18 protein-coding genes are annotated in these 21,789 nt (G+C 58.5%); all 18 read right to left on the bottom strand.

Annotated features, from left to right (window positions below):
* Positions 1–4: 4 nt before the first annotated feature.
* Positions 5–1,636 (bottom strand): CTP synthase, encoded by a 1,632-nt coding sequence (locus K5K95_RS14535; protein ID WP_222589980.1) that lies wholly within the window; start codon positions 1,634–1,636, stop codon positions 5–7.
* 274 nt (positions 1,637–1,910) lie between these two features.
* Positions 1,911–3,239 (bottom strand): tRNA lysidine(34) synthetase TilS, encoded by a 1,329-nt coding sequence (tilS, locus tag K5K95_RS14530; protein ID WP_222589979.1) that lies wholly within the window; start codon positions 3,237–3,239, stop codon positions 1,911–1,913.
* A 133-nt stretch (positions 3,240–3,372) separates the two neighbouring features.
* Positions 3,373–4,320 (bottom strand): acetyl-CoA carboxylase carboxyltransferase subunit alpha, encoded by a 948-nt coding sequence (locus K5K95_RS14525; RefSeq protein ID WP_010462799.1) that lies wholly within the window; start codon positions 4,318–4,320, stop codon positions 3,373–3,375.
* 150 nt (positions 4,321–4,470) lie between these two features.
* Entirely contained in the window at positions 4,471–7,992 is a 3,522-nt protein-coding gene (gene dnaE / locus K5K95_RS14520; RefSeq protein WP_222589978.1) for a DNA polymerase III subunit alpha, read from the bottom strand.
* A gap of 76 nt (positions 7,993–8,068) precedes the next feature.
* Positions 8,069–8,695, bottom strand: a complete 627-nt coding sequence (rnhB, locus tag K5K95_RS14515; RefSeq protein ID WP_222590344.1) for a ribonuclease HII — start codon at positions 8,693–8,695, stop codon at positions 8,069–8,071.
* An 11-nt stretch (positions 8,696–8,706) separates the two neighbouring features.
* Entirely contained in the window at positions 8,707–9,837 is a 1,131-nt protein-coding gene (gene lpxB, locus K5K95_RS14510; protein ID WP_222589977.1) for a lipid-A-disaccharide synthase, read from the bottom strand.
* A 2-nt stretch (positions 9,838–9,839) separates the two neighbouring features.
* Positions 9,840–10,616, bottom strand: coding sequence for an acyl-ACP--UDP-N-acetylglucosamine O-acyltransferase (gene lpxA / locus K5K95_RS14505; protein WP_090187807.1), 777 nt, complete (start codon positions 10,614–10,616; stop codon positions 9,840–9,842).
* Positions 10,613–11,053, bottom strand: coding sequence for a 3-hydroxyacyl-ACP dehydratase FabZ (gene fabZ / locus K5K95_RS14500; RefSeq protein WP_017336708.1), 441 nt, complete (start codon positions 11,051–11,053; stop codon positions 10,613–10,615). Before fabZ ends, lpxA begins: the two co-directional genes overlap by 4 nt.
* A 108-nt stretch (positions 11,054–11,161) precedes the next feature.
* Positions 11,162–12,217 carry a UDP-3-O-(3-hydroxymyristoyl)glucosamine N-acyltransferase gene (gene lpxD / locus K5K95_RS14495; RefSeq protein ID WP_222589976.1) on the bottom strand — a complete coding sequence of 352 codons (1,056 nt, stop codon included), beginning with the start codon at positions 12,215–12,217 and terminating at the stop codon, positions 11,162–11,164.
* A 3-nt stretch (positions 12,218–12,220) separates the two neighbouring features.
* Positions 12,221–12,724 carry an OmpH family outer membrane protein gene (locus tag K5K95_RS14490; protein ID WP_007949341.1) on the bottom strand — a complete coding sequence of 168 codons (504 nt, stop codon included), beginning with the start codon at positions 12,722–12,724 and terminating at the stop codon, positions 12,221–12,223.
* A 45-nt stretch (positions 12,725–12,769) separates the two neighbouring features.
* Positions 12,770–15,148, bottom strand: coding sequence for an outer membrane protein assembly factor BamA (bamA, locus tag K5K95_RS14485; protein ID WP_222589975.1), 2,379 nt, complete (start codon positions 15,146–15,148; stop codon positions 12,770–12,772).
* 74 nt (positions 15,149–15,222) lie between these two features.
* Positions 15,223–16,575: a sigma E protease regulator RseP gene (gene rseP / locus K5K95_RS14480; protein WP_222589974.1), complete on the bottom strand. Its 1,353-nt coding sequence runs from the start codon at positions 16,573–16,575 to the stop codon at positions 15,223–15,225.
* Positions 16,576–16,628: 53 nt separating this feature from the next.
* The gene (gene ispC, locus K5K95_RS14475; RefSeq protein WP_222589973.1) at positions 16,629–17,819 is read right to left on the bottom strand and encodes a 1-deoxy-D-xylulose-5-phosphate reductoisomerase; all 1,191 of its coding nucleotides are present in this window, start codon (positions 17,817–17,819) and stop codon (positions 16,629–16,631) included.
* Complete coding sequence (locus tag K5K95_RS14470; protein ID WP_222589972.1) at positions 17,816–18,622, bottom strand: phosphatidate cytidylyltransferase; 807 nt, start codon at positions 18,620–18,622, stop codon at positions 17,816–17,818. The genes ispC and K5K95_RS14470 overlap by 4 nt, the downstream gene beginning before the upstream one ends.
* Entirely contained in the window at positions 18,622–19,377 is a 756-nt protein-coding gene (gene uppS, locus K5K95_RS14465) for a polyprenyl diphosphate synthase (RefSeq protein WP_222589971.1), read from the bottom strand. The genes K5K95_RS14470 and uppS overlap by 1 nt, the downstream gene beginning before the upstream one ends.
* A 13-nt stretch (positions 19,378–19,390) precedes the next feature.
* The gene (gene frr / locus K5K95_RS14460) at positions 19,391–19,948 is read right to left on the bottom strand and encodes a ribosome recycling factor (protein ID WP_090187830.1); all 558 of its coding nucleotides are present in this window, start codon (positions 19,946–19,948) and stop codon (positions 19,391–19,393) included.
* Positions 19,945–20,688 carry a UMP kinase gene (gene pyrH / locus K5K95_RS14455; RefSeq protein ID WP_003172271.1) on the bottom strand — a complete coding sequence of 248 codons (744 nt, stop codon included), beginning with the start codon at positions 20,686–20,688 and terminating at the stop codon, positions 19,945–19,947. Before pyrH ends, frr begins: the two co-directional genes overlap by 4 nt.
* 209 nt (positions 20,689–20,897) lie before the next feature.
* Positions 20,898–21,761 (bottom strand): translation elongation factor Ts, encoded by an 864-nt coding sequence (gene tsf / locus K5K95_RS14450; protein WP_181079258.1) that lies wholly within the window; start codon positions 21,759–21,761, stop codon positions 20,898–20,900.
* Positions 21,762–21,789 lie beyond the last annotated feature (28 nt).

Genomic DNA, 21,789 nt, shown 5'->3' with positions numbered 1-21,789 from the left:
GTATTTACGCCTTCTTCTGGTGTTGAACCAAAGCTGCTTTAACGAAACCGCTGAACAACGGGTGACCGTCACGAGGTGTCGAAGTGAACTCAGGGTGGAACTGGCAAGCGACGAACCATGGATGATCCGGTGCTTCAACCACTTCAACCAACGCACCATCGCCGGAACGACCGGAGATTTTCAGACCGGCAGCCATGATCTGCGGCAGCAGGTTGTTGTTCACTTCGTAGCGGTGACGGTGACGCTCGACGATCACGTCCTTGGCGTAGCAATCGTGCACCAGAGAGCCCTTCTCAAGCAGGCAATCCTGTGCGCCAAGGCGCATGGTGCCGCCCAGGTCGGACGATTCGGTACGGGTCTCGACGGCGCCGGTGGCATCTTCCCACTCGGTGATCAGACCCACGACCGGGTGACCGCTGGCACGATCGAACTCGGTGGAGTTCGCGTCTTTCCAGCCCAGCACGTTACGAGCGAACTCGATCACGGCCACTTGCATGCCCAGGCAGATGCCCAGGTACGGAACCTTGTTTTCGCGAGCGTATTGAACGGCAGTGATCTTGCCTTCAACGCCACGCAGACCGAAGCCGCCCGGTACGAGGATCGCGTCAACACCTTCCAGCAGCGCGGTGCCCTGGTTTTCGATGTCTTCGGAATCGATGTAGCGCAGGTTGACCTTGGTACGGTTGCTGATGCCGGCGTGACTCATCGCTTCGATCAGCGACTTGTAGGCGTCCAGCAGCTCCATGTACTTGCCGACCATCGCGATGGTGACTTCGTGTTCCGGGTTCAGCTTGGCGTCAACCACAGCTTCCCACTCGGACAGATCGGCGCTGCCGCATTGCAGGCCGAAACGCTCGACGACGAAATCATCCAGGCCCTGGGAATGCAGGATGCCCGGGATCTTGTAGATGGTGTCGGCGTCTTCCAGCGCGATCACCGCACGTTCTTCAACGTTGGTGAATTGCGCGATCTTGCGACGCGACGAGATGTCGATCGGGTGATCGGAACGGCACACCAGCACGTCTGGCTGCAGGCCGATGGAACGCAGTTCCTTGACCGAATGCTGGGTCGGCTTGGTCTTGGTTTCGCCGGCAGTGGCGATGTACGGCACCAGCGTCAGGTGCATCAGCATCGCGCGCTTGGCACCAACTTCGAAACGCAATTGGCGGATGGCTTCGAGGAACGGTTGAGACTCGATGTCACCTACGGTGCCACCGATTTCGACCATGGCCACGTCGGCATCGCCGGCGCCCTTGATGATCCGGCGCTTGATTTCATCGGTAATGTGCGGGATCACCTGAATGGTGGCGCCCAGATAATCACCACGGCGCTCTTTGCGCAGGACGTGTTCGTAGACACGGCCAGTGGTGAAGTTGTTGTTCTGGGTCATGGTCGTGCGGATGAACCGCTCGTAGTGGCCCAGGTCCAGGTCGGTCTCGGCGCCGTCGTGGGTGACGAACACTTCACCGTGCTGGAACGGGCTCATGGTGCCCGGGTCAACGTTGATGTACGGGTCCAGCTTCAGCATGGTGACCTTAAGTCCCCGCGCCTCCAGGATGGCCGCCAATGAAGCCGAGGCAATGCCTTTCCCCAATGAAGAAACAACACCGCCCGTGACGAATATGTAGCGCGTCATGAAAAACCCTAGAAGTCTGCGTTAAAGCGGTCCGAGCCGCCGGGGAAAGCGAAGGAAGGCCGAAGCCCCCGATCACCTGCATTAATCACAGTGCACCTTTCAAAAAAACCGCCGCGTTGGGACAGACCGGCAGATGAAACACCGGTACGTTGCTCGCTACACATTTTTTGGAATCGCCCAGCAAAGACTGCTTGGTAATCGGCAACTCCTGCAATTCAGGCGAATCCACAGAAGTTGTATCAAGAAGGGAGCGTAGTCTACCGGAAAGCCCCTTTCAGCTCAAACCTTGATCTTCGTGCGGTGGCTGCCAATGCAAATCCCAGCCGTCTTGCACGCTGCCATTCAAGCCCGGCACGCCGGCCACCGCCAGCAATTGCCCGGCGCGAAAGACCAGCGGCAATCTGCCACGGACGAAGGCCGGAACACCTCGTTCGTTGAGCAAACGCTTGAGATCCCGGTGCCCACGTTCGGGCAGGTGCATGACCTCACCTCCTTTACGATAGCGGATTTGCAGCGGGCCATCGGGGCTCAGACCGGTGAACATCACCGTGCCGTTATTCGGCAAATCCAGTGCGGCTGAAGGATCAGTCCACTCGACCGCAGAGGACGGATGGCCAAGCCAGCAGCCCGACAGCCACCAGATCCGCCCGCCGGACCGATGCAGCTCACCCTGCCCCAGCCGCCAGATCGGACACGCATCGCCGGTCGCATCGCGCAAATTTTCCCAACCCGACCAATGGTCGCTATCCGGCATCGGCGTGAGCGCGGCGAGCCAGTGACTCAGGGCATTGCGTTGGCGCGCCGCGGAAAGTGCAGCAAGCGGCGCCAGCTCCAGAGACGGTAAACCCAGCCAATCGAAATCGCTGACAGTGCTGGCGCTGGCCAGGTCGATATTTGCCAGCTCATCGAGCAAGCCCTGTGCTTCGCTCAAGTGCGCAGCGCTGCGCGCCATCGTCGTCACCGCTTGCGGCCAGCGCTCGGTCAGCACCGGAAACACCTGATGCCGCAGGTAATTGCGCGAGAAATGCCGATCCTGATTCGAAGGGTCCTCGATCCAGCTCAGTCGATGCTCGGTCGCGTAAGCCTCAAGCTCGGCGCGCGCCACATCCAGCAATGGACGAACAAGGTGCCCGCGGCCCAGCACGCGCTCGCGAGGCATCCCCGACAAACCTCTCACCCCTGCCCCGCGTAACAACCGGAACAACAGGGTTTCCGCCTGATCGTCACGATGCTGAGCGGTCAGCATCACCTCATTGGCTTGAGTACCCCCCAGGAACGCGCCATATCGCGCATCCCGCGCGACACGCTCGAGACTGGCGCCGTGTTGCACCTGAACATGAACCACCTGTAACGGCACCCCCAGGGCATCACAGACGGATTGGCAATGTTGCGGCCACGCATCAGCCGCAGCCTGAAGGCCGTGATGAACATGGAGGGCGCTCAGCGCCGGCAGGGATTGAGATTTTGCGAGATGGGCGAGCAGGTGCAGCAGGACGGTGGAGTCGAGGCCGCCGGAGAAGGCGATGTGCCAGGCCAGGGCGTTGCGCCAAGGGGCTAGATTCAGCAGCAGCCGGGAAGGCAAATCATTTGAGGGCTGATCCATATCTATCCCTTTGCACAAATCAAATGTGGGAGCGAGCCTGCTCGCGATTGCGGTTTAACGGCCAACTGATTCGTTGAATGTTAAACCCTCATCGCGAGCAGGCTCGCTCCCACATGGGTATTGCGCGCGCGGCTTAGAGACCGTAGCTCATCAGACGCTCGTAACGACGGGCCAGCAGCGCCTCGTTGTCGAACTTCTTCAGCATCGCCAGTTGCGAGCTCAGCTCGGCACGGATCGATGCAGCGGCGGCGGCCGGGTCGCGGTGCGCGCCACCCAGAGGTTCACCGATCACTTTGTCCACGATACCCAGGCCTTTCAGGCGCTCGGCGGTGATGCCCATCGCTTCCGCTGCATCCGGCGCCTTCTCCGCGGTTTTCCACAGAATGGAGGCGCAACCTTCCGGCGAGATCACCGCGTAGGTCGAATACTGCAGCATGTTCAACTGATCGCAAACGCCGATCGCCAGAGCGCCACCGGAACCACCCTCACCGATCACGGTGGCGATGATTGGGGTTTTCAGGCGAGCCATGACGCGCAGGTTCCAGGCAATCGCTTCGCTCTGGTTGCGTTCTTCAGCGTCAATACCTGGATAGGCACCCGGGGTGTCGATGAAGGTCAGGATCGGCATTTTGAAGCGTTCAGCCATTTCCATCAGGCGGCACGCCTTGCGGTAGCCTTCCGGACGCGGCATGCCGAAGTTGCGGCGAACCTTCTCGCGCACTTCACGGCCTTTCTGGTGACCGATGATCATCACCGGCTGATCGTCCAGACGGGCAATGCCGCCCACGATTGCAGCGTCGTCGGAGAAGTGACGGTCGCCGTGCAATTCGTCGAACTCGGTGAAGATGTGTTCGATGTAGTCCAGGGTATATGGACGTTTCGGGTGACGCGCCAGACGTGCGATCTGCCAGCTGGTCAGCTTGCCGAAAATGTCTTCGGTCAGCGTGCTGCTTTTGTCCTGCAGGCGGGAGATCTCATCGCCGATATTCAGCGAATTGTCGTTACCGACCAAGCGCAACTCTTCGATCTTGGCTTGCAGGTCGGCGATCGGCTGTTCGAAATCTAGAAAATTCGGGTTCATAGGCGTCCGTCTTGGGTCGACGTCCAAGTGAGCTTGGGCCGGCCGGTTGTCTATTCGCGCCCTACCTTAAGGGACAGGCGCGTTCAGGTCGAGATTAAAAATTGGGTCGAGATCAGAGCGGCTCCTTTTCGGGAGAGCGGCACCTGACCGTCAACGGTATTGGAGGAAGACGTTGTCTCGCCCGAACTGGTCACGCAGGGCTTGAATCAACGCATCCGCCGGATCGATTCGCCAGGTCTCGCCGAACTGCAGCAAGGCCTTCGCTTCGGGGCTCGTGTACTCCATGGTGATCGGGCACGCACCGCGGTGACGCTTGAACAGCTCACCCAGCCAGCGTAGCTGATCGCCCTTCAAATCCTTGGTCTGCAGCTTCAGGCGCAGGCTTTCAGCAAGATTGGTGCGCGCATCTTCCATGCTCATCACCCGCTTGACCCGCAGGCGCAAGCCGCCGGAAAAGTCGTCGTTGCTGACCTCGCCCTCGACCACCACCATCGCATCGGTCTGCAACAGCGATTGCGCCGAATGGAACGCGTCGGCGAACAGCGAAGCTTCGATTCGTCCGGAGCGATCATCAAGGGTGATGAAGCCCATCTTGTCGCCCTTTTTGTTCTTCATCACCCGCAGGGCGATGATCATCCCCGCGACAGTCTGCGTATCGCGAGCCGGCTTCAGGTCAATGATGCGCTGACGGGCGAAACGGCGGATTTCACCTTCGTATTCGTCGATCGGGTGACCGGTCAGGTACAGGCCCAGGGTGTCTTTCTCCCCTTTCAGGCGTTCCTTGAGCGTCAACTCCTTGGCCTTGCGGTGACTGGCGTAGACGTCGGCGTCTGCCTCGACAAACAGCCCGCCAAACAAGTCGGCATGGCCGCTGTCGTGGGTGCGAGCGGTTTGTTCGGCAGCCTTGATCGCCCCTTCCATCGCGTTCAGCAGGATCGCGCGGTTCTGGTCAATGCTGGCTTGATAGGCTTTGGGTTCGTCGTGGAAGCATGGGCCCAGACGATCCAGTGCACCGCTGCGGATCAAACCGTCCAGGGTGCGCTTGTTGATCCGCTTGAGGTCGACACGGGCGCAGAAATCGAACAGGTCCTTGAACGGCCCGTCCTGACGCGCCTCGGTGATCGCCTCGACCGGCCCTTCACCCACACCCTTGATCGCGCCGAGGCCGTAAATGATGCGGCCTTCGTCGTTCACCGTGAACTTGAACTCCGAGGTATTCACATCCGGCGCGTCGAGACGCAGCTTCATGGTGCGAATTTCTTCGATCAAGGTCACGACCTTGTCGGTGTTGTGCATATCCGCAGAAAGCACCGCGGCCATGAATGGCGCCGGATAGTGCGTTTTCAGCCATGCCGTCTGGTACGACACCAGGCCGTAAGCGGCGGAGTGGGATTTGTTGAAGCCGTAACCGGCGAATTTCTCTACCAGGTCGAAAATGTTACCGGCAAGGTCGGCGTCGATATTGTTGGTCTTGCAACCTTCAATGAAACCGCCGCGCTGCTTGGCCATTTCTTCCGGTTTTTTCTTACCCATGGCTCGACGCAGCATGTCCGCGCCGCCGAGGGTGTAGCCGGCCATGACCTGGGCAATCTGCATCACCTGTTCCTGATACAGGATGATGCCGTAAGTCGGTGCCAGAACCGGCTTGAGGCCTTCGTACTGGTAGTCCGAGTGCGGGTACGCAAGTTCGGCGCGACCGTGCTTACGGTTGATGAAGTCGTCCACCATGCCCGATTGCAACGGGCCCGGACGGAACAGGGCCACCAGTGCGATCAAGTCTTCCAGGCAGTCGGGCTTGAGCTTTTTGATCAGCTCTTTCATGCCGCGCGACTCGAGCTGGAACACCGCAGTGGTTTCAGCTTTTTGCAGCAGTTGATAAGTCGGTTTGTCATCCAGCGGGATGAACGCGATGTCCAGTGGCGGCTCATCCACCTTGGCGCGATCGCGGTTGATGGTTTTGAGTGCCCAGTCGATAACCGTCAGGGTCCGCAGACCCAGGAAGTCGAACTTCACCAGACCGGCAGCCTCAACGTCGTCCTTGTCGAACTGGGTCACCAGGCCGTCACCGGCCTCATCGCAATAAATCGGCGAGAAGTCCGTCAGCTTGGTCGGCGCGATAACCACGCCACCGGCGTGTTTACCGACGTTACGCACCACGCCTTCCAGCTTGCGCGCCATTTCCCAGATTTCGGCGGCTTCTTCATCGACCTTGATGAAGTCACGCAGGATCTCTTCCTGCTCGTAGGCTTTTTCCAGGGTCATGCCGACTTCGAACGGAATCATCTTCGACAGACGATCCGCCAGCCCGTAGGACTTGCCCTGTACCCGCGCCACGTCACGGACCACAGCCTTGGCGGCCATGGAACCGAAGGTGATGATCTGGCTTACCGCGTTGCGACCGTATTTTTCGGCCACGTAATCGATCACCCGGTCACGCCCGTCCATGCAGAAGTCGACGTCGAAGTCGGGCATGGATACCCGTTCCGGGTTAAGGAAACGTTCGAAGAGCAGGTCATATTCAAGCGGGTCGAGGTCGGTAATCTTCTGCACATAGGCCACCAGCGAGCCGGCACCCGACCCCCGGCCAGGACCCACCGGCACGCCATTGCTCTTGGCCCACTGGATGAAGTCCATCACGATCAGGAAGTAACCGGGGAAGCCCATCTGGATGATGATATCCAGTTCGAAATTCAGCCGGTCAACGTAGACCTGACGCTTGGCTTCGTAGTCTTCGGTGGTGTCTTTGGGCAGCAGAACACTGAGGCGTTCTTCCAGACCATCGAACGAAACCTTGCGGAAATACTCGTCGATGGTCATGCCATCAGGGATCGGGAAGTTGGGCAGGAAGTGAGTGCCCAGCTTCACTTCAATGTTGCAGCGCTTGGCGATCTCAACGGTGTTTTCCAGCGCCTCGGGAATGTCGCTGAACAACTCCGCCATTTCTTCGGCGCTTTTGAGGTATTGCTGATCGCTGTAGTTCTTCGAACGCCGCGGATCGTCGAGGGCACGGCCCTCACCGATGCATACGCGGGTTTCGTGAGCGGCAAAGTCTTCCTGCTTGATGAAGCGCACATCGTTGGTCGCCACCAGCGGCGCACCAATCTTCGCGGCCAGGGCTACGGCGCCGTGCAACTGCTCTTCATCGTTGGGGCGATTGGTGCGCTGGATCTCCAGGTAGAAACGATCCGGGAACACCTCCATCCATTCACGCGCCAGTTTTTCTGCTTCAGCGGGGTTGCCACTGAGCATGGCCAGACCGATCTCGCCTTCTTTTGCCGCCGACAGCATGATCAAGCCTTCACTGGCTTCAGCCACCCACTCGCGCTCAATGATGACCGAGCCATTGCGCTGGCCATCGATGAAACCACGGGAGATCAGTTCGGTGAGATTGCGGTAGCCGACGGCGTTCATCGCCAACAGGCTGATCCGGCTCAGGGCATTGTCCGGATCCTTGTTCGACAGCCACAGGTCGGCGCCGCAAATCGGCTTGATGCCGGCGCCCATGGCTGCTTTGTAGAATTTGACCAGGGAACACATGTTGTTCTGGTCGGTAACTGCCACGGCAGGCATGTTCATGCCGACCAGGGTCTTGACCAGCGGTTTGATCCGCACCAGACCGTCGACCAGGGAGTATTCAGTGTGCAGGCGTAGGTGAACGAATGAAGCCGGCATAGTGATCCTGTCCAGTAACGTGAAAACAACAAGGCCCGGATTGTACCGGGCCTTGGCAAAAACATCAGCCTTGCGACTAACTCTCGATCAGGTTTTCACGGGCTTCGTAAGCCAGGCGTACCGGGGCGAACGAGCGACGGTGAATCGGCGTCGGCCCCAATCGGGCCAGCGCTTCCAGATGAACGGGCGTCGGGTAGCCTTTGTGGCCGCCGATCCCGTAACCCGGGTAAATCAGTTCGAACGCCGCCATTTCACGGTCGCGGCTGACCTTGGCCAGAATCGATGCCGCCGCGATGGCCGGCACCTTGCCGTCGCCCTGCACCACCGCTTCGGCGCGCATGGACAGTTTCGGGCAACGGTTGCCATCAATCATCGCCAGCTTCGGCTGAATGTGCAGGCCTTCGATGGCGCGCTGCATGGCCAGCATCGTGGCGTGGAGGATATTCAACTGGTCAATTTCTTCGACTTCGGCCCGGGCGATGCACCAGCTCAGGGCTTTTTCGCAGATCTCGTCGTAGAGCTTTTCGCGACGGGCTTCGGTGAGCTTCTTCGAATCGTTCAAGCCGAGAATCGGCCGATTCGGATCAAGAATCACCGCAGCCGTGACCACGGCACCGCAGAGCGGACCGCGACCGACTTCGTCGACACCGGCAACCAAATCTTCCACTTCAGCGACCAAGTTGAAATCCAGCCCCATCTGCATGCTTGTCTTACTCATTGTACTTGGCCAATCAGTTTCAGCACTGCATCCGCAGCCTGGTTGGAGGCATCCAGACGCAAGGTCCGGTGAATTTCGTCGAAGCCACGCGTCTGCTCTTCGCCGCCGTCGATCAATGGCGAAAGGGTCTTGGCCAACGCTTCGACCGTCGCATCGTCCTGCAACAACTCGGGCACCAACAGACGCTGGGCCAGCAAGTTCGGCAGGGAAACGTAAGGGCTTTTCACCATGCGCTTGAGAATCCAGAACGTCAGCGGCGCCAGTCGATAGGCAACCACCATCGGACGCTTGTACAACAACGCTTCAAGGGTCGCGGTTCCGGAAGCGATCAACACCGCATCGCACGCAGCCAGGGCCAGATGGGATTTGCCGTCAAGCAAGGTCAACGGCAGATCGCGGCCAACCAGCAACGCTTCCAGCTGCGCGCGGCGCTCAGGACTGGCGCACGGCATGACGAACCGAACGCCGGGACGCATCGCACGCAGGCGCTGGGCGGTATCGAGGAACAACGCACCGAGACGGCCGACCTCACCGCCACGGCTGCCCGGCATCAACGCGACCAGCGGCCCGTCCGGCAGACCGAGTTCTGCCCGTGCGGCGGCGCGATCGGCTTGCAGCGGGATGGCGTCGGCGAGCGAATGCCCGACAAATCGCACCGGTACGCCCTTCTCTTCGTAGAATTTGGCTTCGAACGGGAACAGCGTCAGCATCAGGTCGCAACCTTCGCGAATCTTCAGCACCCGCTTCTGCCGCCAGGCCCAGACCGACGGGCTGACGTAATGCACGGTCTTGATCCCGGCCTGACGCAGCTTGAGTTCGATATTGAGGTTGAAATCCGGGGCATCGATACCGATGAACACGTCCGGTTTCTCGGCGATCAGGTCGGCGATCAGCTGCTTGCGACGCTTGAGCAATTCGCGAAGCCGGCCGAGCACTTCCACCAACCCCATGACCGAAAGCCGTTCCATCGGGAAATACGAGACCAGGCCTTCGGCCTGCATCAGCGGACCACCGACACCGATGAATTCCACGGCCGGATGCTGAGCTTTGAGTGCGCGCATGAGACCGGCGCCCAGAATGTCACCGGAAGCCTCACCCGCCACCAGTGCAATACGCAGATTGGCCATGATTAACGAGTGATGCCGCGGGTCGAAGACTGGATGGAATCACGGAACACCGCGACTTCCGGGAACTGATCCGAAGGCTCGGCCAGCTCGGCGAGCGCCTGCTCGACCGTCAGGCCCTGGCGGTAAACCACCTTATAGGCACGACGCAGGGCATGGATCGCGTCTTCGCTGAAACCACGACGGCGCATGCCTTCAAAGTTCATGCTGCGGGCTTCGGCGGGGTTGCCAAACACCGTGACATAGGCGGGAACGTCCTTGCCGATGGCGGTGCCCATGCCGGAAAAGCTGTGGGCGCCAATGTGGCAATACTGGTGAACCAGGGTAAAACCGGACAGGATCGCCCAGTCTTCGACGTGCACATGACCTGCCAACGCGGTGTTGTTGACCAGGATGCAGTGATTGCCAATAACGCTGTCATGACCGATGTGGGCATAGGCCATGATCAGGTTGTGATCACCCAGTGTCGTTTCCGAGCGGTCTTGAATGGTCCCGCGGTGAATCGTCACGCCTTCACGGATGACGTTGTGGTCACCGATGACCAGGCGGGTTTCTTCACCTTTGTATTTCAAATCGGGCGTGTCCTCACCTACCGAAGAAAACTGGTAGATGCGGTTATGCTTACCGATTCGGGTCGGGCCCTTGAGAATTACATGCGGCCCGATCACCGTACCCTCGCCGATTTCCACACCTGCGCCGACGATCGACCAAGGGCCGACCTCAACGTCGTCGGCCAGAATGGCCGTCGGATCGATGATTGCGCGAGGGTCAATCAAACTCATAGTTTGCGTTCCGCGCAGATGATTTCAGCGGAGCAGACTGGCTTGCCATCGACCGAAGCCTGGCACTCGAACTTCCAGATCTGACGCTTGCAGCTGATGAAGCGGGCTTCGAGGATCAACTGATCGCCTGGGGTGACGGGCTGGCGAAAACGCAGCTTGTCGGAACCGACGAAGTAGTAAAGCGTACCGTCGGCGGGCTTCACGTCGAGCATTTTGAAGCCAAGGATACCGGCAGCCTGAGCCATCGCTTCGATGATCAACACGCCTGGCATGATTGGATGCGCAGGAAAGTGACCATTGAAGAACGGTTCGTTGATGCTGACATTCTTGTAGGCGCGAATGCGCTTGCCTTCCACATCCAGTTCCACGACTCGGTCCACCAGCAGGAACGGGTAACGGTGGGGCAGGTATTCGCGAATCTCGTTGATGTCCATCATTTCGGGGGGAAGCCTATGTAAAGATTGGAAGCGCGCGACTGACGCGCGCCCCTCTAGCAAATCAAGGAGGCAGTCTAGCGGCTGTGCACACTTGATATGGAAATGGTATCAGCCATCTGATGAAGCATTACCGTCAGGGGTCACTTCCCCCACACGCTTTTCCAGCTGTCGCAAACGTCGCGCGATGTCGTCGAGCTGACGGATACGGGCCGCGCTTTTGCGCCATTCGGCCGCTGGTTGCATCGCCGTACCGGAAGAGTAGGATCCCTTTTCGGTAATCGAGTGGGTCACCATGGTCATCCCGGTGATAAAAACGTTGTCGCAAATTTCGATATGCCCCACCAGCCCGACACCACCGGCGAGCATGCAGTGCTTGCCGATTTTGGTGCTGCCGGAAATCCCGACGCACGCTGCCATTGCAGTGTGATCACCGACCTGCACGTTGTGGGCGATCTGAATCTGGTTGTCGAGCTTCACGCCATTACCCAGAACGGTATCGGCCAGTGCGCCGCGGTCGATAGCGGTATTCACGCCAATCTCCACGTCATCACCGACCAGAACGCCGCCAATCTGAGCGATTTTCTGCCAGACACCTTTTTCGTTGGCAAAGCCGAAGCCTTCGCCACCGAGCACGGCACCGGACTGAATCACGACCCGTTTGCCGATACGAACGTCGTGGTACAGCGTGACCCGCGGAGCCAGCCAGCCGCCTTCGCCAATTTCGCAACGGGCACCAATGAAGCAATGCGCTCCGATGGTCACACCCGCAGCGATACGCGCCTGGCTTTCGATTACGGCAAAAGCACCGATGCTCGCCGCCGGATCAACCACTGCGTCCGTGGCCACGACGGCTGTCGGGTGAATACCGGCAGGCGCCTTGGGCTTGGGATCGAACAGATGGGAAATTCGCGCGTAGGCCAGATACGGATCAGGCACCACCAGGGCATCACCGACAAAACCTTCTGCGTCAGCGGCCTTCAGCAACAGGGCTGCGGCCCGGCAGTCCACCAGGTATTTACGGTATTGGGGATTTGCGAGAAAGCTCAACTGAGCTGGGCCAGCCTCTTGCAAAGTGGCTAGCCCAGTAATTTCTTTCTCCGGGTCGCCACGTAGCGTGGCGCCAAGGAACTCGGCCAACTGGCCGAGCTTTATAGTCGCTGTCATGGATTACTTCAGCTGATTCATGCGCTCGATAACCTGGCGAGTGATGTCGTACTGAGGTTTGACATCAATCACTGCGCCACGCTCGAAGACCAGGTCAAAAGCACCTTTCTTGATGACTTCTTCCACAGCGCTGTCCAGTTTCGGCTTGAGCTGCTTCAGCATTTCACGGTCGGCAACGGCTTTGGCTTCGTTCAGTTCCTTGGACTGGAACTGGAAGTCACGGGCCTTTTGCTTGAACTCGAGTTCAAGGCGTTCACGCTCGCCTTGCTGCATCTTGTCGCCACCGGCCATCAGACGGTCCTGAATGCCTTTGGCACTGCTTTCCAGCGTCTTGAGCTTGGTCAGTTGCGGGCCAAACTTCTTCTCGGCATCCACAGCGTATTTCTTGGCCGCATCGGATTCCAGCAGCGCCATCTGATAGTTCAGAACGGCGATTTTCATGTCGGCAAAAGCCGGACCTGCTACCAATAAGGTTGCCAGGAGAACCAATTGAGTCAACTTACGCACGATGCACTCCTACAAAATCCATTGTCGTTATCTTGGGTCAGACGCTTAGAACGTCTGGCCGAGGGAGAATTGGAACACTTGAGTCTCGGCATTGCTGTCCGGCTTCTTGACTGGCATCGCCAAGGCGAAGCTCAACGGACCAAGGGCGGTAACCCATGTCACACCGACACCCACCGAACTGGCCATATTGCTCAAGCTGACGTCATTACACTGAGTGTTGGACTTCGAGCCATCGGCGTTAGTGCTCTGCTTGCAAGTCGAATCGAACACGTTACCTACGTCCCAGAATACCGAAGTGCGCAAGGAACGCTGATCTTTCACGAACGGCATCGGGAACAGAACTTCTACCCCACCTTGAATCAGAACGTTACCACCAAACGGCAGTGGCTTCTGGTCCGGGTCGACTGCGGTGCCCGGGTTCACGCCCCGGCTCGGCGTACTACGAGGCCCAAGGGTACTGTCCTTGAAACCACGAACCGAGTTGAAACCACCAGCATAGTAGTTTTCATAGAACGGCAAGCCATCGGTATCACCATAACCATCGCCATAACCCAGCTCGGTATGGAGGCGCATGGTGTAGTTTTCAGACAGCGGCTGGAACAACTGACCACGGTAATCGAGTTTGAAGAACGACAAATCGCTGCCCGGCGTCGTGGCTTCCGCGGTCAAGCTCTGGGAGTGACCACGGGTTGCCAGTACACCTTTGTTCAAGGTGGATTCAGACCAACCGGCCGATGCCTTGAAGTTGAGGTACTGATCACCTTGCTGGTTAACGAAGTCGAAGATTTCGTCGACGGTGTAGAGACCGGTCTTGATCTTGTCTTGTTGCGCAGACAAACCAAACGTCAGACGCGACGTCTCGCTGATCGGATAACCAACGCTGACACCTGCACCCAGGCTGTCTACGGCGTAGCTCGCTACGTTGACATCAAGGTCTTTGTAGTCGGTGGTGCGATAGAACGCGTTGTAACCCAGGCTGACGCCATCGGCAGTCCAGTACGGGTCGACATAACCGAAGTTATAACGGCTTTGGTATTGGCTGCGGGTCAAGCCGATACTGACCTTGTTACCCGTACCCAGGAAGTTGTTCTGGGTGATCGAACCGCCGAGGATCAGACCGGCGCTCTGGGCAAAGCCGACGCTGGCAGTGATCGAACCGGAAGCTTGTTCTTCAACGCTGTAGTTCACGTCAACCTGGTCATCGACGCCCGGTACAGCCGGGGTTTCGACGTTGACTTCCTTGAAGAAGCCCAGGCGTTCAAGACGGGTCTTGGATTGGTCGATCAGGTAGGTCGAAGCCCAGCCGCCTTCCATCTGACGCATTTCGCGGCGCAGCACTTCGTCTTCGGACTTGGTGTTGCCACGGAAGTTGATACGGTTGACGTAAGCACGCTTGCCCGGATCGACAGCGAAAGTGATGTCAACTGTGTGGTCTTCATCGTGAGGCTGAGGCACGCCGCTGACGTTGGCGAAGGTGTAGCCCTCGTTACCCAGACGACGGGTGATCAGTTCGGACGTGGTGGTCATCAGCTTGCGCGAGAACACCTGGCCTTTCTGAACCAGCAACAGCGACTTGACCTGGTCTTCAGGGACTTTCAGGTCGCCGCTCAGCTTGACGTCACGAACGGTGTATTTCTCGCCTTCGTTGACGTTGACAGTGATGTAGACGTGTTTCTTGTCCGGGGTGATGGACACCTGGGTCGAAGCGATATCCATGTTGATATAGCCACGGTCCAGATAGTAGGAGCGCAGACGCTCCAGGTCACCGGAGAGCTTTTCACGAGCGTACTTGTCGTCGTTCTTGAAGAACGACAACCAGTTGGTGGTCTTGAGTTCGAACAGGTCGATCAGGTCCTCATCAGGGAAGACCGTGTTACCCACCACGTTGATGTGCTGGATAGCAGCAACGGTGCCTTCGTTGATATTGACCTTCAGGGCAACGCGGTTACGCGGCTGCGGCACCACTTCGGTGTCGACGGTAGCCGAGTAGCGACCCTGGGCGACATATTGGCGCTGCAGCTCGTTACGAACACCTTCGAGGGTGGCTCGCTGGAAGATCTCGCCTTCGGCCAGGCCGGATTGTTTGAGGCCCTTCATCAGGTCTTCAGTGGAGATCGCCTTGTTACCCTCGATCTCGATACTGGCGACCGATGGACGCTCGACTACAGTGATGACCAGGACGTTGCCTTCACGGCCCAGCTGGATATCTTGAAAGAACCCGGTTTTGAACAGCGCACGAGTGGATTCCACCAGGCGACGATCATCCGCCTGTTCACCGACGTTTAACGGCAAAGCACCAAAGACGCTACCCGCGGAGACCCGCTGGAGGCCATTGACGCGAATATCAGAGATAGTGAAGGACTCGGCGTGAACTTCGGCGATCATCAATACGGTGAGAACCGCAGTTAGCAGCAGACGTTTCATGAAGTCCTTTCTTATTCCAACTGGCAATAAACAAACTGCCGCAAAATGCGGCAGATTCGCAATTCAGCGAAGTGTTACAGACGGCCCAAATCATTGACCAGAGCAAGCAACATCACCCCGACCACTAAACTGATACCGATCTGTATCCCCCAACCCTGCACCCGATCCGACAAGGGACGACCACGCGTCCACTCGATCAGATAAAACAACAAATGCCCCCCATCCAGTACAGGAATAGGCAACAAATTCAGAACCCCCAGGCTAATACTCAGATAAGCAAGGAAATTCAGGAAATCAGCGACGCCCGACTGGGCAGAAGCGCCCGCCACTTTAGCAATGGTTATCGGTCCACTCAAGTTTTTTACCGAGAGCTCACCGAACAACATTTTCTTGAGTGAATCGAGGGTCAGTACGCTCATGGTCCAGGTACGCCGAGCGCCCTCCCCAATCGCGGCCACAGGACCGAAACTGACTTCGCGGATCATCTCTGGTGGCCAATCGACTGCTTTGACCCCGGCGCCCATATAACCGGTGGGTGCCTTGCTCTCGCCGCGAGCGGCCAGAGTCACTGGGACGTCGATTTGAGCACCATCACGGTCGACGCGCAGCATGATTTTGGTATCAGGATGCATACGCACCGTATCCACCACTTGCTGCCAGTCATCGAGGGCCTTGCCATCAAGGCTCAGCAGCCGATCACCGGTTTTCAGGCCCGCTGCCTGCGCCGGTCCTTTCGGATCCAGCTCGGCCAACACCGGCGGCAACGCCGGACGCCAAGGACGAATACCCAACGAGCGGATGGGATCCGGCTCGTCTGCACCCTTGAGCCATTTGTTCAGCATCAGCTCACGAGGCGAATCCGCCGTGGAGCCCTGCTCGTGCACCAACAATTGAAGAGAGCCGCTTTCGCCCAGGCGCCGAACCAGTTGCAGATTCACCGCAGCCCAGCCGGAAGTCGGCTCGCCGTCGATGGCAATGATTTCCTGACCCGCGCTCAAACCGGCCTGCGCGGCAATGCTACCCGACTCGACCGCGCCAATGACCGGACGCACCTGCTGGCTGCCGAGCATGGCCAGCACCCAGAAAAACACCATTGCCAACAGAAAGTTGGCAATCGGGCCAGCCGCCACGATGGCAATGCGCTGCCGGACGGATTTGCGATTGAAAGCTTGATCGAGCTGATCAGCCGGCACTTCGCCTTCGCGCTCGTCGAGCATCTTGACGTAGCCGCCCAGAGGAATGGCAGCCACCACGAACTCGGTGCCTTTCTTGTCGTGCCAGCGCAGCAGTGGAAGGCCAAAACCCACGGAGAAACGCAGCACTTTGACCCCACAGCGACGCGCGACCCAGAAATGGCCGAACTCGTGGAAGGTGACCAGCACGCCCAAGGCTACCAGGGTGCCGACAATCATATAGAGCGCGCTCATCTACTTTCTCCGCAATCCTATCCAGTGCTGCATGGGGCAACGTATTTCAGCACTTATCGCCCGTGACGACTCAACCATTGCCCGGCGAGCTCTCGCGCTTTCGCGTCCGCCGTGAACACTGCCTCGAGATCATTCACCGCCACAACAGGTTCGAGGTTTAACACTTCTTCGATGATACTCGCGATTTCCGGATAGCGAACCCGTCCGTCGAGAAACGCCGCCACAGCCACTTCATTGGCTGCATTAAGCATCGCCGGAGCGCTGTTGCCAGCCTCGGCCGCCTGACGCGCAAGGCGCAGGCAAGGGAAACGCACTTCATCGGGGGCCTGGAAGTCCAGGCGAGCGATGGCGAACAGATCCAGCGGCGCTACACCCGAATCGATCCGCTCAGGCCAGGCCAGGGCATTGGCAATCGGTGTGCGCATGTCGGGGTTGCCCAACTGCGCCAGCACCGAACCATCGATATAGTCGACCAGCGAATGAATCACGCTTTGAGGGTGAATGACGACCTCGACCTGGGATGGCCTGGCATCAAACAACCAGCAGGCTTCGATCAGTTCGAGCCCTTTGTTCATCATGCTGGCCGAATCGACCGAAATCTTGCGCCCCATGGACCAGTTCGGGTGGGCGCACGCTTGCTCAGGGGAAACATGCGCCAGTTCGGCCAACGGCGTCTGTCGGAACGGACCGCCAGAGGCTGTCAGCAGAATCCGACGCACACCGACTGCGCCAAGCCCACGGGCGAAATCCTGCGGCATGCACTGGAAAATCGCGTTGTGTTCACTGTCGATCGGCAGCAGCACCGAACCGCTTTTGCGCACGGCCTGCATGAACAGAGCACCGGACATCACCAGCGCTTCTTTGTTGGCCAGCAGGATCTTCTTGCCAGCCTCGACCGCCGCCAGGGTCGGACGCAAGCCCGCCGCACCGACGATGGCCGCCATGACCGCATCGACCTCGGGATCGGCAGCGACCTGACACAGGCCTTCCTCCCCCACCAGCACGCGGGTCGAAAGACCGGCAGCGCGCAAGTCGTCCTGCAGGGTTCGGGCAGCGTCCGCTTGCGGCACGACGGCAAATCGCGGCGTATGACGCACGCACAAGGCCAGCAACTCACTCAGGCGGGAGAACCCGCTCAAGGCGAAAACCTGATAGCGCTCCGGATGGCGAGCGATCACATCAAGCGTGCTCAGACCAATCGAGCCCGTGGCCCCCAGAACGGTAATCTGCTGTGGGCGGCTCACGGTGCGGCCATCCACAACAGCACGGCGAATACCGGGATCGCGGCCGTCAGGCTGTCGATTCGATCCAGCACGCCGCCGTGCCCTGGCAGCAGATTACTGCTGTCCTTGATCCCCGACTGACGCTTGAACATGCTCTCGGTGAGGTCGCCCACCACCGAGATGAACACAATTACCGCCGCACCCAAAAGACCCAGCAGTATCTGTACGAAACTCCAATCCCGCGCTATGCCAACGATCGCTGCCAACACCAGACTCAGCAGCAAGCCACCGTACACACCTTCCCAGCTCTTGCCGGGACTGACCTGCGGCGCCAGCTTGCGCTTGCCGAAGGCCCGACCGGAGAAATACGCGCCGATATCGGCCCCCCAGACGAGCACCATCACCGCCATGATCAACCAGTTACCCAAAGGCTCCTGCTTGATCTGGACCAGACCTTGCCAGGCCGGCAACAGGATCAACAAACCGATCACCAGTTTGCAGGCGGCACTGGCCCAATGCTCGCTGGAATGCGGGTAAGTCAGCACCAGATACGTCGCAACACCCCACCAAAGCACCGAAGCGCCCAGGACCCAGGGCGCGAGCCCCGGCAGGATGTGCATGATGAACAGGATGAAAGCGACCACGACCGCGTAGGCGATGCGCATCGGCTGGGCGGTGAAGCCTGCCAGGCGAGCCCACTCCCACGCGCCGAGGGTCACGACCAGCCCGATGAACAGCGCAAAGCCTGTGCCTTCGAGCAGGAAAAACCCGCACAAAGCGATCGGCAGCAGGATCAGCGCGGTGATGATTCGTTGTTTAAGCATTAAACGCGGGCCCCAGCCTCGATCTGCTCGCTCGTTTTACCGAAGCGGCGCTGACGAGAAGCGTAATCGGCCAGTGCGTTACGCATGGCTTCGTGTTTGAAGTCCGGCCAGAACAGGTCGGAGAAATACAACTCGGCGTAGGCCAGTTGCCACAGCAGGAAGTTACTGATGCGGTGCTCGCCCCCGGTACGGATGCACAAGTCCGGCAACGGCAAGTCGCCGGTGGCCAGACAGGTCTGCAACAACTCGGGAGTGATGTCCTCCGGACGCAGATGTCCGGCCTGAACCTCGCGCGCCAGACGCTGCGCAGCTTGCGCAATATCCCACTGACCGCCGTAGTTGGCGGCGATCTGCAAGACAAAGCGGTTGGTTCCGGCGGTCATCGCTTCAGCTTCACGCATGGCAGCCTGAAGCTCTGGATGGAAACGCGAGCGATCACCGATGATGCGCAGACTGATGTTGTTGTCGTTGAGGCGCTTGGCCTCGCGACGCAACGCCTTGAAGAACAGATCCATCAAGGCACTGACTTCATCGGCGGGGCGCTGCCAGTTCTCGCTGGAGAACGCGAACAGCGTCAACACCTCGACCTTGGCCTCGGCGCACACCTCAATCACCGCACGAACGGCATCCACGCCCGCTTTATGACCGGCAACACCAGGCATAAAGCGTTTTTTCGCCCAGCGATTGTTCCCATCCATGATGATCGCGACATGGCGCGGCACCGCGGACGGTGCAGTCTGCTTAGTCTTTTCCATGAAAACGAGACCCTTATACGGCCATCAGGTCTTTTTCTTTCTGCGCCAGATTCGCATCGATTTCAGCCACATACTTCTTGGTCAAATCGTCGATCTCGCCAGCTGCACGACGCTCTTCGTCTTCGCTGATTTCCTTTTCCTTGACCAGATCCTTCAACGAGCTGTTTGCATCGCGACGGATGTTGCGCACAGCAACACGGGCATCTTCTGCAACATCACGCGCCTGCTTGGTGAAGCCCTTGCGGGTTTCTTCAGTCAGGGCCGGCATGGAGATCAGCAACAACTCGCCCAGGTTGGTCGGGTTGAGGTTCAGACCAGCGCTACCGATGGCCTTGTCGACGGCGCCCAGCATGTTGCGCTCAAAGGCAACGACTTGCAGGGTACGGGCGTCCTTGACGGTGATGTTCGCCACTTGCTTGATCGGGGTGTCGGAACCGTAATATGGCACCATCACGCCTTCAAGAATGCTTGGGTGCGCCTGGCCGGTACGAATGCGGCCGAAGTTGTGCAGCAGCGACTCGACGGATTTCTTCATACGCTCTTGAGCGTCTTTCTTGATTTCATTGATCATTGTTGGCCTTCCTCGATCAGGGTCCCTTCAGCGCCGCCATGCACGATGTTCAGCAGGGCGCCGGGCTTGTTCATGTTAAAGACGCGCAACGGCATCTTGTGGTCGCGGCACAGGCAAATGGCCGTCAGATCCATCACGCCCAGCTTGCGATCCAGCACTTCATCGTAAGTCAGATGATCGAACTTCTCGGCATGCGGGTCTTTGAATGGATCTGCAGTGTAAACGCCATCGACCTTGGTCGCCTTGAGCACAACGTCGGCGTCGATTTCGATTGCACGCAGGCAGGCTGCCGAATCCGTAGTGAAGAACGGGTTGCCGGTACCGGCCGCGAAAATAACAACTTCCTTGGCGTTCAGGTGACGCATCGCTTTGCGGCGATCATAGTGATCGGTCACACCCACCATGGAAATGGCCGACATCACGATAGCCGAGATATTGGCACGTTCCAGCGCGTCGCGCATGGCCAAGGCGTTCATCACAGTGGCCAGCATGCCCATGTGGTCGCCAGTCACCCGATCCATGCCGGCCGCGCTCAGCGCTGCACCGCGAAACAGGTTGCCGCCGCCAATCACCAGGCCGACCTGAACACCGATACCGACCAGTTGGCCGACTTCAAGTGCCATGCGATCCAGCACCTTGGGATCGATCCCGAACTCTTCGGACCCCATCAGGGCCTCGCCGCTAAGCTTGAGTAGAATGCGTTTATAGCGAGCCTGATAACCACTGCCCTGCTGAGCCATTGCGAATCTCTCCTGCGGCGTATTTTAAAAATTCTTTGCGAGCTGTTTACAGCTGGCGTTCACTCTAGCTTGGCGCTGCTTCAGCGCCATCGGAACATGGCTTTGTAAGCCAGTTCCAAACGGAAACCAATTAAAAATTGGTGCCCCATCTGAAAAGAGGCTGCGCGCGTAAGCGGGCAGCCTCTTCAGGGCGACAGTTGAAAACTGTCTTATTGCTTGGCGGCAGCCAGCTGGGCAGCAACTTCTTCAGCGAAGTTGTCGACCGGCTTCTCGATGCCTTCGCCTACTTTGAAGTAGGTGAAAGAAACGATTTCTGCACCGGCTTTCTTGGCCAGTTCGCCAACCTTGATTTCAGGGTTCTTGACGAACGCCTGCTCAACCAGGCTTGCTTCGGCCAGGAACTTGCTGATACGGCCTTTGACCATGTTCTCAACAATGTTTTCTGGCTTGCCTTTGATTTTTTCTTCGTTCAGCTGCAGGAACACAGCTTTTTCACGCTCGATCGCTTCAGCCGAAACTTCCGAAGGCAGCAGGAACTCAGGGTTGCTGGCCGCTACATGCATGGCGATGTCTTTGGCCAGCTCTACGTTGCCGCCTTTCAGAACAACCGCTACACCGATTTTGTTGCCGTGCAGGTAACCACCAACAACATCACCTTCAACGCGAACCAGGCGACGGATGTTGACGTTTTCGCCAACCTTGCCGACCAGTACCAAGCGAGCAGCTTCTTGAGCTTCGATCAGAGGCTCAACGGTAGTCAGCTTGTCAGCGAATGCTTTTTCAACGCTGGCAGCAACGAATGCCTTGAAGTCATCCTGCAGAGCCAGGAAGTCGGTCTGCGAGTTCACTTCCAGCAGAACAGCGGACTTACCGTCTTCTTTCAGAGCGATAGCGCCTTCAGCAGCAACGTTGCCTGCTTTCTTGGCGGCCTTGATGGCGCCCGAAGCACGCATGTCATCAATGGCTTTCTCGATGTCGCCGCCAGCCTTGGTCAAGGCCTTTTTGCAGTCCATCATGCCTTCGCCAGTACGCTCGCGCAGTTCTTTGACCAACGCTGCAGTAATCTCTGCCATTTCAAAATTCCTCTTGGATAGGTTTTCA

The sequence above is a fragment of the Pseudomonas sp. DR48 genome (assembly GCF_019823085.1).
GTDB lineage: Bacteria > Pseudomonadota > Gammaproteobacteria > Pseudomonadales > Pseudomonadaceae > Aquipseudomonas.
The sequence above is the reverse complement of the archived record's forward strand: the minus strand, read 5'-3'. Positions and strand labels throughout refer to the sequence as shown.